Origin of the sequence: Bacillus sp. AFS017336 (assembly GCF_002555445.1) — a bacterium.
In the GTDB taxonomy this organism is placed as follows: domain Bacteria; phylum Bacillota; class Bacilli; order Bacillales; family Bacillaceae_G; genus Gottfriedia.
The window spans coordinates 1-19,110 of record NZ_NUCO01000010.1 but is presented as its reverse complement, the minus strand read 5'-3'; the positions used below and the strand labels follow the sequence as shown (position 1 = coordinate 19,110).

Annotated in this window: 9 protein-coding genes and 1 riboswitch; all 9 genes read left to right on the top strand. The window is 34.3% G+C overall.

The genetic code is table 11. From position 1 onward, the window contains the following. Nucleotides 1–78 precede the first annotated feature (78 nt). Nucleotides 79–789: an SDR family NAD(P)-dependent oxidoreductase gene (locus tag CN601_RS04485; RefSeq protein ID WP_098170229.1), complete on the top strand. Its 711-nt coding sequence runs from the start codon at nt 79–81 to the stop codon at nt 787–789. Between the two features lie 14 nt (nt 790–803). Next, on the top strand, nt 804–1,172 hold the full coding sequence (locus CN601_RS04480) for a MerR family transcriptional regulator (RefSeq protein ID WP_098170228.1): 369 nt from the start codon (nt 804–806) through the stop codon (nt 1,170–1,172). A 123-nt stretch (nt 1,173–1,295) separates the two neighbouring features. Next, nucleotides 1,296–2,591, top strand: a complete 1,296-nt coding sequence (locus CN601_RS04475) for an arsenic transporter (protein WP_098170227.1) — start codon at nt 1,296–1,298, stop codon at nt 2,589–2,591. Nucleotides 2,592–2,881: 290 nt separating this feature from the next. Further along, nucleotides 2,882–3,070: a hypothetical protein gene (locus CN601_RS04470; RefSeq protein ID WP_142317304.1), complete on the top strand. Its 189-nt coding sequence runs from the start codon at nt 2,882–2,884 to the stop codon at nt 3,068–3,070. A 110-nt stretch (nt 3,071–3,180) separates the two neighbouring features. After that, complete coding sequence (locus CN601_RS04465) at nt 3,181–3,369, top strand: hypothetical protein (protein ID WP_098170225.1); 189 nt, start codon at nt 3,181–3,183, stop codon at nt 3,367–3,369. 108 nt (nt 3,370–3,477) lie between these two features. After that, entirely contained in the window at nt 3,478–3,660 is a 183-nt protein-coding gene (locus tag CN601_RS04460) for a hypothetical protein (protein ID WP_098170224.1), read from the top strand. A 167-nt stretch (nt 3,661–3,827) separates the two neighbouring features. After that, nucleotides 3,828–3,962, top strand: a riboswitch (cyclic di-AMP (ydaO/yuaA leader). Between the two features lie 137 nt (nt 3,963–4,099). Continuing rightward, nucleotides 4,100–6,004 (top strand): APC family permease, encoded by a 1,905-nt coding sequence (locus CN601_RS04455; RefSeq protein WP_098170223.1) that lies wholly within the window; start codon nt 4,100–4,102, stop codon nt 6,002–6,004. Between the two features lie 691 nt (nt 6,005–6,695). After that, nucleotides 6,696–10,880 carry a S8 family serine peptidase gene (locus CN601_RS27830; RefSeq protein WP_098170222.1) on the top strand — a complete coding sequence of 1,395 codons (4,185 nt, stop codon included), beginning with the start codon at nt 6,696–6,698 and terminating at the stop codon, nt 10,878–10,880. 446 nt (nt 10,881–11,326) lie between these two features. Beyond that, nucleotides 11,327–19,110 (top strand): S8 family serine peptidase (locus tag CN601_RS04445; protein ID WP_098170221.1); only part of this gene is annotated, 7,784 nt, incomplete at its 3' end.

The window sequence follows — 19,110 nt, the reverse complement described above, 5'->3', positions numbered from 1 at the left end:
AAACGCTTGACCTAAACTTAGGTTTAGGTTGTAATCTCTAATTTGTAAGTAATTAATAATAAATCGGAGGAAGAAAAAATGACTAAATTTGCGTTTGTAACAGGTGCTAATAAAGGGATTGGATTAGAAGTAGTTCGACAATTAGCTGAAAAAGAATATCATGTATTTTTAGGAGCTCGAAATGAAGAATTAGGAAAAGAGGCTCTTCAGTCTTTAGGATTATCAAATGTTACATTTATACAAGTTGATGTGACTGATACTCAATCAATCCAAGATTCTTTTAATCAAATTACGGAAACGACTAATCATTTAGATCTATTAATAAATAATGCAGGTGTTGCACCAGATTTTCATATTTTGCCAAGTGAAATTAAAATTGAAACGTTACGTCATGCATTTGATGTGAATTTCTTTGGGACGTTCCAAATGATTCAAACTTTTTTACCTTTGGTTAAAAAATCAAAAGGCGGAAAAATTATTAATGTAACGACAGATATGGCATCACAAACATTATTTGATAGTGGTGAAACTGCCTCAATCAATATATTGGGTTATAATTCTTCAAAAACTGCTAACAATTCATTAACGCTTACTTTCGGTAAAGAGTTTGGAATTAACGGTCCTGAGATGTTTGGTGTCACACCTGGCTTTACAACGACTGATCTAAACGGTAATTCACCTGGTGGTAAAACAACTGCTGTAGGTGCGGAAATTATTACTGAGTATGCATTAAGTAATACAAACTACAATGGTAAAATTCTAAATGAAAATGGAATTATGCCTTGGTAAAGGGATGAGAGTTCATGAATTATACAATTGGACAAGTAGCAAAGTTGAATAATTTATCTATTTCTCAATTAAGATACTATGATAATCAAGGACTGTTACCTTTTCTAAAAAGGGCAGACAGTGGAGACAGAATTTTTGATGAAGACGCACTTAAATTTATCGAGATGATTCTATGCTTAAAAAACACAGGAATGCCAATCAAAAGAATCAAACAATTTGTTGACTGGTCAATGAATGGCGAAGATACTTTACACGAGCGTTTGGAACTAATGAAACAACAAGAAAAAAATGTTTTAGAGCAAATAAAGGAAACGGAAGAGAATTTAGAGAAAATTAGGCGGAAAATTGCAAAGTATGAATTAGAGCTTAAAAATAATAACTAGTTAAGAGCCTTAGCCCTAAGATTATAGGACTAGGCTCTTTAATTTGTAGTAGATTATATTTAATTGTTCATGCGATAATAAATTTGAAAAATTAAAGTAAAATTAGAAGGGCTGTTTAGTTAATTGGTTTCAATCATTCTTGCATTATTTATTTTTATCATCACGCTTATTTTAGTCATCTGGCAACCGAAAAATATTTCAATTGGTTGGATCGCATCTGGTGGAGCAGTCTTATCCTTATTGTTAGGTTTAGTTGATTTTCATGATGTTGTTATCGTAACAAGTATAGTATGGAATGCAACATTTGCATTAATAGCTGTCATTATTATTTCATTAATATTAGATGAAATTGGCTTTTTTGAATGGGCTGCTCTGCATATGGTAAGTGCCGCGAATGGAAACGGGATAAAGATGTTCGTTTACATAAATATTCTTGGAGCATTTGTTACAGCCTTTTTTACGAATGATGGTGGAGCGCTAATCCTTACGCCAATTATATTAGCGATGGTACGTAGCTTGAAATTAGATGAAAAGATGATCTTTCCATTTATTATCGCTAGTGGTTTTATATCAGATACAACATCTATCCCATTCATTGTAAGCAATTTAGTTAACATTATCACCGCGGATTATTTTAAAATTGGTTTTTTAGAATATACGAGTAAAATGTTCATTCCAAATATCTTTTCGCTTATTTCTAGTATTTTGGTGCTATATTTTTATTTTAGAAAGGTCATTCCGAAAAACTATGATCTTGAGAATTTGAAGGTTCCAAAGGACGCAATAAAAGATAAAAAAATGTTTTATATATCTTGGTTAGTACTTCTGTTGTTATTAGCAGGTTACTTTATCGGTGAATTACTACGTGTTCCAGTTTCATTTATTGCAGGACTTGCGGCTATTATCTTTTTATTTTTAGGGAAAAGAAGTAAAGCAGTTAATACAAAAAAAGTATTAAAAGAAGCACCGTGGACAATTGTCGTGTTTTCAATTGGGATGTATATAGTTGTTTATACATTGAAGAATGTTGGTTTAACAGATGTATTGGGCCAAATAATTCATTCTGTTGCCCATCAAGGCTTATTATTTGCAACGTTAGGAATGGGATTTATCTCTGCTATTCTTTCGGCCATAATGAATAATCTTCCTACAGTTATGATTGCTTCACTTGCAATTAAAAATATACACACAACAGAAATAATAAAAGAGGGACTTATTTATGCTAATGTAATCGGTTCAGACTTAGGGCCGAAAATGACTCCTATAGGCTCTCTCGCAACACTATTATGGCTACATGTACTATCACAAAAAGGTATTAAAATTTCTTATAAAACTTATTTGAAGATCGGGATTATTATAACGATTCCAGTGTTATTGGTTACATTATTAGGTCTTTATATTAGCCTAAGGATACAGTAATAAATTTATACACTAATAAATCATGCATCATTAGGCAACTAGATTCTAGTTGTCTTTTTTTGTCAACTAACTCAATTAAAAGCTGATCAATTTTGTAAACGATTACCAAAAAAAGACCATCAAAAATCATTCTTTACAAGTAATCGTTTACATGGAATATACCAAAAAACACCAATTGACGAGTGGTTTTTATCATGTTAAAGTTGGTCTTACGTTTAAAAACGAACGTCAAACCACGGCTAAAAAGTCATGGTTTTTTTATATTAAAAATCGCGAAAGGAGAAATCAAAATGAAGAAAGTAATTTTATCTTTAGTAGTTGGATGTGGATTTTCTATTTTAATGACAGGGTACGAAACGAATATGTCAGAAGTTAATAAAAAGGTCTCTACGTTTCATCAAACTGAGGTACAAAACGTGTTAACAAACATGGTGGCAGTTGATAAGAAACAAGAAATCGCTTGGAATCAAGCACGCTAAATTGTCGTGAATTTTCCATAGAGCCGGTCTTACGTTTAAAAACGAACGTCAAACCACGGCCAAAGGTCATGGTTTTTTTATATGAAAAAAATTTGAGAGGAGAAAACAAAATGAAAAAAGTAATTTTATCACTAGTAGTTGGATGTGGATTTTCTATTTTATTAACGGGGTATGAAAAAAACAAATCAGAAGTTAATAAAGAAATCTCAATGTTTAATCAAACTGAGGTACAAAACATGTTAGTAAACATGGTAACAGTTGATCAATCAAAAGAGATCGTTTGGAATCAAACACGTTAATTAGGTGTGAATTCCAAAGAATTGGTCATACGTTTAAAAACGAACGTCAAACCACGACTATAGGTCATGGTTTTTTTATATGAAAAAAAACGAAAGGAGAAAGCGAAAATGAAAAAAGTAATTTTATCTTTAGTAGTTGGATGTGGATTTTCTATTTTACTGACAGGGTACGAAACGAATATGTCAGCAGCAAATAAAAAAGTCTCAACTTTTCATCAAACTGAGGTACAAAACGTGTTAACTAACACTACTGTAACTAGTAAGTCCCAGCAAATTGTTTGGAATCGATAGTCCAGGACTAAAAACTAAGAATTAGTCTTCAAGAAATGATATAAAGAAAGCCGATTTTCTAATATTTGAGATATTAAATTTTTAATGAAAAATTTATATAAAAATGTCTTTACAAAACTATCTTGAAGTTATATATTTACATTTAAATTCTATATTTTTCTAATTCATAACCATAATTGCTTAATCTTAAAAAGAGCGGGGGAACCATTTCTTTATTGGGGTGAATCCTTTTTTGTAAAGGTAGGGGTATTCTTTAATCCCGAATCCGACAGCTAACCTCGTAAGCATTTAAAGAAGGGGGTTTATTTAGTATTGTTTGTAAACACTAAGTAAAGCTTAGTGTTTTTTTGTGCGTAAAAATATATTTTGACAGCAAAGAAGAGCTTGACTTATCAGTTCAACAAGCTTTGTGTTTTCTTTAAGAAAAGGGGAGAAATTCATGCATCATCCGTCCGATTATATCGAACTTGGACTATTTATTTTAGCGGTTTTTGGAATTTATTATTCAGTTGCTAATTTTAACAGCGTAAAGCGAGTATTTATTGGTAGACCAATGAGAACTGCAGAGATTCATGCTCAGCACAATAAATTAATTTGGTTCATTGCCTTACCAATCCTTGCAGCTGATTTGTATTCATCTGTATCATATGGACCTGAGGCGGGAATGACAGAGTTAATGAGTCTAGGGGCAAAAGCACATTGGTACATTATACCTATTACAATTGCAACAGTTTTATTATTGGGGCTTTTAATTCTTTCATATATTATGGGGATCTTAGCTTATCCAAGTGGTGGTGGAGCATATGCGATTGCAAAAGACAATTTCAAACCTAGATGGGTTTCGCTTATCGCTTCAAGTTCATTACTTGTAGATTATATTTTAACGGTTGCCGTTTCAGTTTCTGCAGCACTTGAAGCAGTGTCATCTGCATATCCAGCCGTTGCGCCGTATGAAACAGTTTTAGCTATTTTTTGTGTATTTTTATTATTAGTTGTTAACTTACGTGGTGTTGCTGAATCTGCAAGAATTTTTGCATGGCCAACATTTGGGTTTATGATTTGTATGTTACTTTTAATCTTTACTGGATTTTTTGATGAATTCCAACATGGATTTGTTCAACACCATACACCTACATTCGGTACAGTGCCACAAGGTTTAAGTATTTTACTTGTATTAAAAGCATTTAGTTCTGCATGTTCTGCTTTAACGGGAATTGAAACAATTTCAAATGCAGTGCCAGTTTTCAGAGAGCCACGACAAAAAAACGCTATAAAAACTTACATAGCTCTAGGGGTACTAACTTCAATCACACTTTTAGGTTTTGCATATCATTTATATGTGAATGGAATTTCACCTAATCCAAACGATACGATGTTATCTCAATTAGTAAAGGTTTATTTCGGACACGGAATTTTGTATCAAGTTATTATTTGGTTTACATTTATTATTTTAATTTTAGCAGCTAACTCAACTTTTACTGGATTTTCACAATTAGCGGCAATTGTAGCAGCTGATGGTTTCTTACCTAGAGGATTTACAAACCGTGGAGATCGACTAGGTTATTCTAATGGTATTATTGCACTTGCTGCAGCTGCTAGTATTTTAATCATTGCATTCCAAGCACATACAAATGCACTCATTCCACTATATGCAATTGGCGTATTTTTATCTTTTACAATCGCTCAATTAGGATTAACAAGAAGATGGAGAAGAGTAAAAGGACCAAAATGGCAAATTAAATTAACAGTTAATGTAATAGGTTTAATCGTAACATCTGTTGTAACTGTTATATTTGCTGTTACAAAATTTGTTGATGGTGCATGGGTTGTTTTAGTCGTAATACCGACGATTATTTTCTTATCTTTAGCAATTTATAAACACTATCAAAATGTAGCGAGTGAATTACGTATCGATTTAAGTTCGTTTAAACCAGAAGCAAATAAAGTTGTTACAATCGTATTAGTTTCAGGTACACATCGAGTTGTTCACAATACATTATCATTTGCAAAAGGTATATCTACTGAACCGATAGCGGTTTATGTAGGCTTTGATGATGAATCAGTTGAGAGAATGGAAGAAAAGTGGGAAGAGTGGGGGAACCCATGCCGCTTAGTAGTTCTTAAAAACCAATATCGATCAGTATTGGCACCTCTTTCAAGATTCATTAAGTTAATAGAAGGAAATGAGCCAGATAGTCACGTTCAAATTGTAATTCCACAATTTATTCCTAAAAAGTGGTGGCATAATCTTCTTCATAATCAAACAGCACTTTTACTTCGACTTTGGTTGATTAGACAAAAGGATGTAGTTATTACTACGGTTCCGTATCATTTGAGAAAATAGAGTTTTGAGCATCAATAAATTAAGCAATTATTAATGTAAGAAAAGAGTCCCTTTGTGGACTCTTTTCTTGTCATTGAATACTCATGAACCTCTTATGAGTAAAAAAAATTCGTATTTCATCTCTTTTAATAACTAATGAACCTTTTATGAGTTAAAAAAAATCAAATTACTTCTCTATTCTTAACTCATGACTTTATGAGTATTTAATTTTCATCAAACATAGAGGCCACCTATGTAATAACCAACCTAATCTTCAGAAAGGGCTCACTATATTTTAATTAATCCCTATAATACTAGGACTATTTATTCATTTTGTAGTGCATAACCATCCTTTATCATTTTAAAATTTATAATATTTTTAATATTCCCCCAATAATTAATTTATATTTTTCTTCAAAAAACTACAAAATAAATTTGCGAAAAACTTACAAATACTAAGAAAGATTAACATTTAATTAAATTAATCGACAATTATTTTAAAAATGCTATTTGAATTTTGTTTAATGAAGTAACGGATATATCTCAATTTTCCCCAATTTACCCAAAGCTTTTTATTTTCAATAATAGTATTAACATAGGTAGTTTGTAAGTAAAGGATGCTGAATTTAGTAAAATTGAAAACTTAGAATTGCAAAGTATCTTTATTCTTGAACAGATACGTATGTATTAAAGAGACGCATGGAGGGTAAAAATGGGGAATAAGTCATACAATAATAAATTTGTAAAAAGTTTATCTGTAGTTGCTTTATCATCTAGTTTTATTTTAGGTTCTTTAGGACATATGAATCTAACAAAGGCTGCAGGAACTTCTAGTGTTGAGGATCTACTTGCAAACTTAACACCTCAACAAAGAGCTGCACTGAATCAGCTTTCAACTAATGAAGAAACAGGACTTCAAATTTCTTCAGACATAGATCAAAATTCGACTAAACAAACTTCGGTCATCGTACAGTTTGCTAATCAACCGGCAAAGGTTGCTCAAATTGAAGCAAGTGTTCAAGGGCAAACATTAACTGAAACTGAAGCAACACAATTAGTTGATGAAGATCATATAACGTTTAATAAAGATGTTGGAGAAATTTTAGTTGATGATAAAAATAAAGAAGTAGATTATAAAATTAATCGTTCATATAAAACTGTATTTAACGGCGTTGCTATAAGCCTACCTGCTAACCAAATTAAAAATCTATTAAAATCAAAAGCTGTTAAAACAGTATGGAGCAATGAGTCAATTTCAATTGATCCACCAGCAGAAGACGCGGACCAATTAAAAGCTGACGAAGCAAATGTAGGGAATTACGCTCCATATGACGGCTTAGATCGATTACACGCAGAAGGATTTACAGGAAAAGGAATTAAAGTAGGAATCTTAGATACGGGAATTGATTATAATCATCCAGATTTAAAGGATGCCTTTAAAGGTGGATACGACTTTGTCGATAATGATAACGATCCGATGGAAACGACTTATGCAGATTGGCAAAAATCTGGTAAAGCAGAGTTAAGTGGTAGTGAATCATACTATACAGAACATGGAACACATGTTGCAGGAATCATTGGTGGACGTGGGAAAAATGATAGTGAATTCAAAACAGTTGGGGCAGCACCTGAGGCTGATATTTATTCTTATAGAGTACTTGGACCATATGGCGTAGGTTCGACCGGAGACATTATTGCAGGTATTGATCGTGCAGTGAAGGATGGTATGGATGTTATAAATATGTCACTTGGTGCTACCTATAATAATCCACTTTATGCCACTTCTGTAGCAGTAAATAATGCAGTTCTAAGCGGCGTAACAACTGTAATTGCAGCTGGTAATACTGGAGATCAAATGTATACGCTAGGTGCCCCTGGAGCCGCGGCATTACCACTAACAGTTGGAGCATCATCTATTGCACTTGATCTTTATCAATATGCTGGAGTTCAAAATGATGTTAATTATTCTTTAAGACAACTAGCAAGAAATTATTCTGATGATGTAACTGTGTTAAAAGGAAAAACATATCAGCTAGTTGATGTTGGACTTGCTAGAACAGCAGCTGATTTCAACGGAAAAGATTTAAATGGAAAAATTGCTTTTATCAAACGAGGAACAAATGCATTAATCGATAAAATTAAAAATGCAAAAACAAGAGGTGCCGTCGGCGTTATCATGTACAACGATGAAGCTAATAAAGCTGAAGGAGATATTCAAGCATTCTTAGGTGAGTCCGTTGATGCAGTTCCTTCATTTTCAGTAACAAATGCTGAGGGCACAGCAATTTTAGCAGCAATAAAAGCTGGGAAAAATAATTTTACATTTGGTGATTATACAAAATTACAAACAGCTGGAGACGAGTTAGCGGCATTCAGTTCAAGAGGCCCTTCTCGAATAAATTATGATATTAAACCTGAAGTAACCGCACCAGGGGTATCTATTCTATCAACTGTTCCATTTTATGTTAATAATAAAACGGGAGATGGGACGAAAACGGACGATTATAAATATGCATATGCAAGATTATCTGGTACTTCAATGGCGACACCATATGTAGCTGGTGTGTCTGCATTACTATTACAAGCAAATAAAGGATTACAACCTGAAGATGTAAAGTCAATTTTAATGAATACAGCAGATCCGTTATCAAAGAACTATAGTGTATTTGAAGTTGGAAGCGGAAGAGTGGATGCGTACGAAGCAATTCATTCAAATGTGGAATTAGAGGTAAATGACAAAACACCTACACTTAATGATAAAGGCAAACAAAAGACGATTAAAGAGTTAACAGGTGGGATGAGCTTTGGTTCATACAGTTTTAATGATCAAGATATTACTGATGATCGAACGGTTACCTTGAAAAATCGAAGTGAAAAAGCAAAAACATTTACTGTAAATGTTAACTTCCAAACTGGTTTAAGAGGCTCATTAGATGCCACAAAAAATAATGTAACTTTAACTAGCCCAACTTCAGTTAAATTAAACGGAATTAGTTCAAAAAATATTAAATTTAATTTAAACATTCCTAAGACAGCTGAAAAGGGTACTTACGAAGGATATATCGTCTTCACCAATGCGGCAGATCCAACAGAAACATACCAAATTCCGTTCGGTGGAAGAGTCGTTAATGAAGGAATCGATTCATTTACGATTACAAATCCGATGTTTTCAGGGGATCTAACTTGGCCAGATTTTGCAGTTCCTTATATGGGATATAGTTTTACATTAAAATCACATATGAAATATGTAGATGTAGTAATTCAAAATGCAACAACTGGGGAAGATTTAGGAATGCTTGGTTCATTTGATGGTTTCCAGTTTGATGAAAATAGAATTTATACAAACTCAGCTGGATTTCAAGGAGCTTATTATGCATTTACAGGTGACCCGAAAAATCCAATCAGTAATTTTATTACTCTAGCAAAAACAGGGCACTACAAATTAAGATTGATTGGAACAAATGATCAAGGGAAAGTGTTTACAAAATCAACAGATTTTATGTATGAAAAGGCTGCACCAATTATGACATCAAGTTTTGATTCATTAGATCAAAAGGTAATTGAATATAACGATAGCCAATTCGATTCAAAAGGACAGTTTTTATATAACTTTAATATTAATTTAAATGATCCTGAGATAGATGAAGCAAAACAATATGGTATTCCAGTAGATCAATCTAAAAATAGTATTGTAAGCTTCTATGATAGTCCGTTTCCATATGACCCAATTAATACGGACAAAGACGGAAATTACAAAGACAAAATACTAGTTCAAAAAAGAACGACTCCATTAAAAGTTCAATTTTATGGAATGGATGCAGCTAGCAACTTCACATCAGATGCTACAGCAATGTTAAGGGTTTCTTTTGTAGCTAATAACTATCCTTACTATTACTTAAAGGCAAATAAACAGACTGCTTCAACAGGAGATACAATCAATTATTCACTTCGTTCGAATAATATTAAAAACTTAAAAACAACAAAAATCAATATTCCAGTTATGATAGTAGATGGAAAGGATCTAGCTACTATAAAAAATGTTGTTGTAAGTGATGCAGTTAAACAATACGGTGATGCAAATGTGACAGTGTCATCTACAACTGATGGAAAAACAAAGACAACTTATACAATTACATTTAACTATTTAGGAGACAAAGTTTTACCAGAAGATTTACAATTAGTTAATTTCGATTTAGTCTCAGGTAATCGTTATTGGCAAAACTTCCCTGTAAACTGGTTTGATATGGAGTTTACTGGAACGACAATTGACCAATCAAATGTAGTGAATAGTAAAGTATATACTTATATGGAAGCACTAAATTTAAAACAAACTTACTCAAGATTAGAAGGTGCAATGAAATTAGAAGGCACAATAAATCCGGCGACTAACACAACAAATACTGCGATTGATCAACAAAATATCGGTGCGAAAGTAACGGTTACTTCTTACGATGGTAATGTTTTAAGTGGTTACTTCATTAACAAGACAGGAAGTTACGCAGTAGAGGGTATAAAACCTGATGCAAAACCATATACAGTAACAGTTGATGTACCTGGCCACTTTACAATGACTAAATCTCTAATGTTGTCAAATGAAATTCGAGGAGAGCAGCTAGGTAAAAGATTAGGGTTTAACTTAGCAACAGCTGCAGCTGGTGATACAAATAAAGATAATGTTATCGATATTTTAGATGCAGTAAATGTACAGACTTACTGGAACACAAACAAAGCGTCTGCTGATTTTAACTTTGATGGCGTTGTAAATAGTAAGGACATGAATTATGTAGTTAAAAACTTTGGTTTACAAAATACTACTGTTCCGAATCCGCCAAAAGCGAAAGCGGCATATAAAGGAGTAACACTTGACGATGTTTTAACTCAGTTAGGTATGAAATAAAAAATTAATTATTTATTAAGAAGTAATTAGAAAAATTATAAACTTATTAGTAAGCTATCATTCTTTTTTTATTAAAAGTTTGATAGCTTTTTTTTGTTAAAAATAGGAATTTTCCGACTTTTTAAACTTTTGTAATTTTTTTAATGAAAAACCTCAAATTCCCCCAAGTTTTAAATTGTCAAAAGTTTCTAATTTTACATAAAATTCGATGTTTTAAAGGTGTTTTTAGCTAAAAATCTACAGTATATGTCAAATAGTTACATTTTTTCTATTTAAACACAAAAAAAAATGAAGCATAAATCGCTAAATTTCCCCAATACAAGACAATCAAAACATGGAGTAATATTTAATTAAATTTAAGTGTTTAGAAAAATTTTAATACTTAAATTATCAGAATTTGGGCAAATACTTGGAATTTAGTATTTATTTTTACTGGGGGGGAAATTATGAAAGAGAGAAAAATGTCTAGTAAGAGTAAGAGGCCAACGAAAAAGATTATGTCGATCTTTGCGTTGAGTTCAATGTTTTTAAACGTTGTAATACCTCATAGTTATGCAAGTGGAAACACTGCCGAGACAAAAATTAATCAGCAAACGTCATCTAGTAATTCTTTTAATGCTAGTGAAGTAAACCGTATTCTTGACGGACTTACTGCTGAACAAAAAGCAAATATTAATAAGCTTACTGGAGCAGATCAAGCTGAAAAAATCCGTGTAGACAAAAAGGATTTAATTGGTTCAAAAAAGATTAATGTTATTGTTCAATTTAAACAAGATCCAGCTAAAATAGAAATCATTAAGCAATCTTTAGCTAAAGGTGGAGCAACTGCAAATAGTCAAGCATTCGCAAGTGAATATTCTGATGCTCAAAATAAAGTTAAAGATTCACATGCAAATTTTAAAAGCTTTTTGAATGCACAACCTAAAACAACGATTGTTGGTGGGAAATCTGTTAATACGGGAATCAGCATTAACCGAGAATATACAGATGCATTTAATGGAGTATCATTAACATTACCTGCAAATTTAGTTCAAAAACTTGCAGAAAGCCCAGATGTTGCGTCTGTTTGGTCTGAAGTAGAATATTCTTTACCTGATGAAGGAAATTCTAAAACTACAGCAACAAGTACATCTGTTGGCAAGCCAACATCAGCGCTTACCTATTTAGGGATTGATAAACTTCAAGCTGATGGTAACACGGGTATCATTAAAACAGGTCCACGTGCGGGTCAAAAAGTTAAAGTGGGTGTATTGGATACAGGTATCGATTACAACCATCCTGATCTTTATAAAGCAACACATGATGAAAATGGACACTTATATAGTGGACATGACTTTGTTAGTAATGACGGATTTGATGCAAACGGAAATATAAAATATGTTGATGACCATGATCCTATGGAAACAACTTATGATGATTGGGTAACTGATAAGGCTAATCCAAATTCAGTTTGGGGAACTCCACCTTCAGATTATAAGCCGTATATTACTTCGCATGGAACGCACGTTTCTGGTACGATTGCAGCAAATACGACGAATAATAACGATGCTTATTCGGCAAATGGGGTAGCACCTGATGTAGAGCTTCATGGTTATCGTGTATTAGGACCAGGAGGACACGGAACAACGGAATCTGTACTAAGTGGTATCGATCAAGCTGCAAAAGATCATATGGATGTAATTAATCTATCACTTGGTGCAACAATTAATGATCCACTATACCCAACAAGTATCGCAATTAACAATGCTACTTTAGCTGGAGTAGTATGTGATGTTGCTGCTGGTAATAGTGGTCCTGGACAAGCTACAGTAGGTTCACCAGGTACTTCAGCACTAGCAATTACTGTAGGCGCAAGTACAATTCCAGAAGATATTGCAACAATGACAATTAAGAATGGTTCAGCATCATATAAAGCACGTTTATTTGGTAAAGACTTTTCTCAATCGGACGATGCGTATAAAGGTCAATCACTTCCAATCGTTGATGTTGGTCTAGGAAGTGAAGCAGATTATAGTGGAATTGATGTAAAAGGTAAACTTGTTCTAGTAAAACGTGGCGTTGATTATTTATCAACAAAAATGACAAATGCTCACAAAGCTGGAGCAGCAGGTATGATTATTTGGGATAATACGGATGATACTGATAGCCAAGGCTATATACCTAGTTTCTTAGGTGTTAGCATGGATAATGTATATTCAGTTTCTCTAACACAGGCACAGGGACAAGCTCTATCTGATGCAATTAAAAAAGACCCAAAAACGGCTAGCATTACATTCCCTTCTACTCTTGATGCTCCTATTAGGAAGAATGGAGATGAACTGGCAAGCTTTAGTTCAACAGGTCCTGTCAAAGATTGGACGATTAAACCTGACGTTGTAGCTCCAGGTGTGGACATTTCTTCTACAGCCCCATACGATATTTGGGAGCCGCAAAACAATGGAACACATGATTATAAAGTTGCATATCAGATTGAGTCTGGTACTTCAATGGCAACGCCGCACGCTGCTGGTATTTCAGCTTTAATTAAAGCTGCACATCCAGATTATACACCTGCAGATGTAAAAGCGGTGTTAATGAATACAGCTAAAAGTATTGATACAGATTCAAAGAGTTATAGTGTCTACCAGGTAGGTGCTGGACGAGTTGATCCTGCTCGTGCGATTGCTACAGATGTGAAAATTCAAGTGTTAGATAAAGCAGTTTCGGCGGATGATCCATCAGATGCTTCGACTCTACATGATGTAGATAATCTTACTGGAAGCATGTTCTTTGGCTTTAAAGGTAGAGGAGAAGGTGCAACGAACGGATCAGATGATGTTGTTTCTTCAAAAGACTTTAACATTACAAATCAAGGAACTGGCAGTAAAACATTTAAATTAAGTAGTGCGTTTATATCAACAAAGTTTGCAGGATCAAATAAAGTTGGTCCAGGCACAGGAAATGATGTGAAAATCGATTTTTCTGTAGATGGCAAAAACGTAAATTCTATTAATGTTGGCGGCGGAAGTTCTGTTAAAGCAACAGCTAAAATTACAGTTCCGTCAAATTCATTAGATGGCACTTACGAAGGTTATATTAACGTAGTAAATGCAGCGGATTCATCAGAATCTTATCGCGTCCCGTTTACAATTACAGTTGCGGAAAAAGGTATTAATAATTTCAAAGTCGCGATAAAGTCGACGTCAGTAGGAAATCTTTCATCTTATAATTTCTCAGTAAATAACGAAATGGATAACTATTATATCCTAGTAAAAGACAAAGACGGAAAATATATAGGGGTAGCAAATTCAATTGCAAACGGTAGTGATATCATCCCTGGTGTCCAATATGGCCCACGTATCACTCTATTTAATGGATGGTATCTTCCATTTACAAAGGCTTACGATGGAACGTATGATCAGTCTGGCATTTCAAAAGACGTACAAGTGTTACCAGAAGGCGCATACTCTCTTGAGTTGATTGCAACTGGCAAAGATGGACAACGTTACACTGCAGAGGATACGCTATATGTTGACGGTACACCGCCAACTATGACGATGGATAGTGACTCTAAAGGTGGAATTTATGAAATTGATCCGACAGGGTACCTACCTGGACAAGAAATTAAAGGATTCTCTGGTACTGTTTATGACTCGAACATTGACGTAATGAAATCCAACGGGGAAACGTCAGTGCCAAGTCCTCAGGATGGTGTTACACCAGTTCCTGTTGATCAAGGTTTAAATAGTGTTGTAGGTTATCAAGACAGTATGTTCCCAACAGTCTACTTCAAAACTAATGCAAAAGGTCGTTTCCATTTTGGTGTGTCTCCTGAAGACCTTACTAATAAATGGGGAAGTGAATTCATTATTGATCCTGTTGATTATTCAGGTGAAGATGATATGGATCTAAACAGTCAAACCTATTACTTTATTAAAAAAGGGAATCCATATGTTACTTTAACTGCATCTAATGGAGTAAATGCAGGACCAGGTAACGAAGACAAAGTGGTTGTTGATGCGGATAAACCTTTCAAAACGACAATTACAACCCACTACGGTGTTGGAATGACAGGCGGTAAATTTTTACTGAATGATAATAAAGTTTACAAATATAGTAATATCCGACTAACAGACGAGTATAAAAATTACCTTATTAGTAAAGGGATTGATCCAACGAAGGTTCTTACTGTAGGGCAACCTTATGTTCATCCATATTATGGACTTGGTTTAACAACAGATGTGACACTTTCTAATATCGGAGCAGCTGGTGCTCTTGACCATGATATGCCAATCATTGAAGCGGATGTGACTTATTCAAGCCCTGATCCAATTACAGGACCATTCCCATATACAATGGTACAAGCGAATTTAACATTATCTGGTGATGATACAGAAATCGCATGGTTCCCAACGAATGTACCTACTGTAAGACAGAACATTTCTGTACTTAGAGGACGTTTAGCAGCGGAATCTTTCGCAAGAAATAATATAAACAACAACTATCCACAATTCACAGTTGATTCAGGTGCAAAAATAACGGCGACGGATGATAAGGGTAATAAATTTACGACTGATCAACCGACATCATTTAATAACACTATGGCCTATACATTTATTAATCCATATTATGCTTTAACAATGGGTGTAAGTGACAAGCCATATTCTGTTGAAGCAAGTGTACCAGGACATTTTAAAGGATATGCAAAAACACCAGTAATTGGTGAAAATAAATTCGGTTATCAATCAGGTACTGTAAAAGATATCCCTGGTCTGTTCCCAATCTTATTAGGCGGAGACGTAAATGGTGACAATGTCATCGATATGAAAGATTTACTGAAAGAAATCGATGTTTATTATCAATATAAAAACTTAGGTTATGTTGATAATCCAGACAATACGATTGCTAAAAAGACAGCATTCTTAAACGATAACCGTGACGAGGATATTTACTGGATTAAACCAACCGGTTCAGGTTACGGGATTAATTATAACGATTTCTACTTCATCTTTAAAAACTTTGGCGTAAAAAATCAAAGTGCAATTGATGCAGGATTAACAGTTCCAACTGCACAATTAACGGTAGATCAAGATACAACTTTTAAAACTGCTTATGCAGGAGCATTACCAACAATTACTTTAAATGCTGGCGACACAGTGCAGCAAGTACTACAAAAACTTAATTTCCCTGCTCCAGACTTGAAAATCGAATCAACACCAAAGCTTCAAGATTTACAAAATGGTGCATCGATTTCACTTGTTCCTACAAATACAGTATTTGTAGATGATGTAGTATGGAGAAAAGCGATCACAAAAGTAATGTTAGGTACAACTGATGTGACAAATTTAGTGACAATTAACCCTGGATATACGTATGCTGATGCAAATGGTGCAGCACAAACAATGCCAGCTAAAATTACGTTCCCAGGATCATTATTCCCAACGGCAACGAACTATGCAATGACAATAAAGGCGACAGGATACCCTGATGTATCGAAATCTCTAACGATTTCAACAATTCCAATTCCGACGCCAAAGGTTCCAATCGTTACTGATCCAACAGCTGCGCATATTGGTAAAGATTTAACTTTAAACTTTACAGAGGATGCGAAATGGAGAAATGGAATCAATAAAGTGATTGTAACTACAAATGGTGGAAAAAGTTTAGATATCACTAATTTGATTAATCCAGATACGAATCAAAAATATTATGACATTAGTAAAGCGGGTCAAATTACGTTTAATGCGAAAACATTTATGACGAATTCAACGATTGATCCGAAAGATGCTACAAACTATAATAGAGGAACTGTAGATCCTGGAGGAGCAAATTATTACCCACAACTTTACAAATTTACCATCAGTTCACAAGGTGCAGATGGCACAGTTTATCCTGATGTAATTGCTGGTTATGATAGTTCTTACACAGCTCAACAACCTGTTGGTTATTCTCTGACGTTCAACAGCCAAGGAGGAACGCAGATTAATCCGATGGCGATAGGATTCAAACCGGGCTCGAGTCGTACAAATGGTGATGGTAGTGAGTTGATCGCATTCAATACTCCTGCTCCAACGAAACAAGGCTATAAGTTCCTTGGTTGGTTTAATGAGGCATCGGGTACAACTCAATTTGATACACAATCTGTTGTAACTGGAGACAAAACGGTTTATGCAAAGTGGCAAATGAATACGACTCAAAATTATTCACCTGTCGATAAATCGAATCCGAATGGAGCGAAATTCGATCCAAGTAACGCAAATGCAAGTGGTAACGGTTGGGTACTTGGAGAAGGCGATTTAAAAATCAACATCCCAGATTATTTAACAAATGTTTCTTGGTTAACAGGAAAAGATAAAATTGCAAATATTGAAGCGACGTTCTATGCAATGAAGAGCGATGGTTCAACAGATGGAGTACCGACAAAGTATACGTTAGACCCAAGCACTTATGGCTTATCGTCTAACGGAAATAACGGGATTCTATCATTCACAACGGCGACACATGATCAAGCTGTTCAAGCAGGTCAAACTAAACTGGGTGAAAAGTTTGCGTTCAGTGAAATGCCAACTCTTGGGAATGCTGGCGCGATTAAAGGGTATAACTTAACGATCACTTCTACAACAGGAGAAACGGTTACAATTCCAAATATTCTTCTTGGTTATAGACGCCATATTGATTTAAACGGTGGTACGTTAAAAAATGCAACTGACACATTCTTTGCTGATGCGTTAGTTAATGGAAAAACAACTGCGCCAAATATGTCTACAGGTGCAACACATGTAATTAATGGTAATTTAACGATTAGTCCAGACCTCTATTTGGATGCAGCAAATTCAAGTGACAAGAAGTCCGATATTACAACAAATCCGAAAGTCTTAACTGGTAGTTCTACATTCTATCTATGTTGGATGAAAGTTCCTCCTACAGTGAATAAAGACGTTGTTGGAAATATTGTTGGAAGCGACATTACTTTACCATTTACTGATGATGGAACATGGAAAAATAATATCAAATCTGTGAGCATAGGTACTAAAACTTTAGTTCTTAATAAGGATTACACGATCACAAATAATAGTATTATCCTTAAAGCTGCTCTTTTCACAGCTGGACAAAAAGTTAACGTAACGATTGTTTCAGAAGGTTATAAAGATGTGACAGTTGTTGACCAAGTAATTGGTTATACAGTGACGTTTGATTCAAATGGTGGAGATCCACTTTCTGCTCAAATCGTAGACAGAAATGCAACAAAACCAGTAGATCCAACTAAGGTAGGCTACAAGTTCTATGGTTGGTATACAGATCAAAATTTAACAAATGCTTATGATTTTGATAACATTGTGACAAAACCAATTACCCTTTATGCGAAATATGCGTTAGCTGGTTCAGTTGTAACAGTTGATACAACAGACAATGCAGTAGGGAACGATATGGTATTAGAGTACAGCGACAAAGACTGGGCAAATGCGTTTACTGGCATTAACATCAACGGTCTTGCAATAGACGCATCGAAATACAATTTAGATAAAGAGAATCGTACGATTACTTTAGATAAGAGCCTGTTCTCAAGAGCTAAAGATTATACGGTTACAATAAAAGCTAAAGAGTACGCTGATGTGACATTAGTACAAAAAGTTCTAAATGGATATAATGTTCATTTCGTAATGCCAAAAGATGCTCCTGCAGTAGTGAAGGATGCAACGAAAGATTCAATAGTAGTACGTAGAATTACAGCACCAACAGCTCATGGTTATGATCTAGCTTGGTTCGCTGATGAAGCATGTACAATCCCTTGGGATTTCACAAATTCAATCTACTCTACAAAAACGATTTACGGACAATGGAAACCAGCAAAATACACTATCATCTATGACACACAAGATGCTGGCCTTGCAGTTTCAGTAAAAGCTGAGTACAATTCTTTACTTGATGAATCAAAACCAACAAGAACAGGTTACACATTCGTTGGTTGGTATAATGATGCAGAAGGTAAAACTCCATGGAACTTTGCAACAGATAAAGTAACTGATGACATGGTTCTATACGCTAAGTGGAATGTAAACTCTTATACAGTTCACTTTAATACAAATGGTGGTAGCCAAGTAGCTGATAAAGCTGCAAATTATAACACTACGATTACAGCACCGACAACAACGAGAACAGGTTACACATTCGTTGGATGGTACGAAGATGCTGCAGGAGATTTACCTTGGAACTTTACAAAAGATAAAGTTACAAACAACACTACTTTATA

Bases quoted from the DNA above. Each gene is read 5' to 3' on its own strand.
- CN601_RS04465 (WP_098170225.1), top strand. From the start codon at position 3,181: ATGAAAAAAGTAATTTTATCACTAGTAGTTGGATGTGGATTTTCTATT.
- CN601_RS27830 (WP_098170222.1), top strand. From the start codon at position 6,696: ATGGGGAATAAGTCATACAATAATAAATTTGTAAAAAGTTTATCTGTA.
- CN601_RS04460 (WP_098170224.1), top strand. From the start codon at position 3,478: ATGAAAAAAGTAATTTTATCTTTAGTAGTTGGATGTGGATTTTCTATT.
- CN601_RS04480 (WP_098170228.1), top strand. From the start codon at position 804: ATGAATTATACAATTGGACAAGTAGCAAAGTTGAATAATTTATCTATT.
- CN601_RS04455 (WP_098170223.1), top strand. From the start codon at position 4,100: ATGCATCATCCGTCCGATTATATCGAACTTGGACTATTTATTTTAGCG.
- CN601_RS04485 (WP_098170229.1), top strand. From the start codon at position 79: ATGACTAAATTTGCGTTTGTAACAGGTGCTAATAAAGGGATTGGATTA.
- CN601_RS04470 (WP_142317304.1), top strand. From the start codon at position 2,882: ATGAAGAAAGTAATTTTATCTTTAGTAGTTGGATGTGGATTTTCTATT.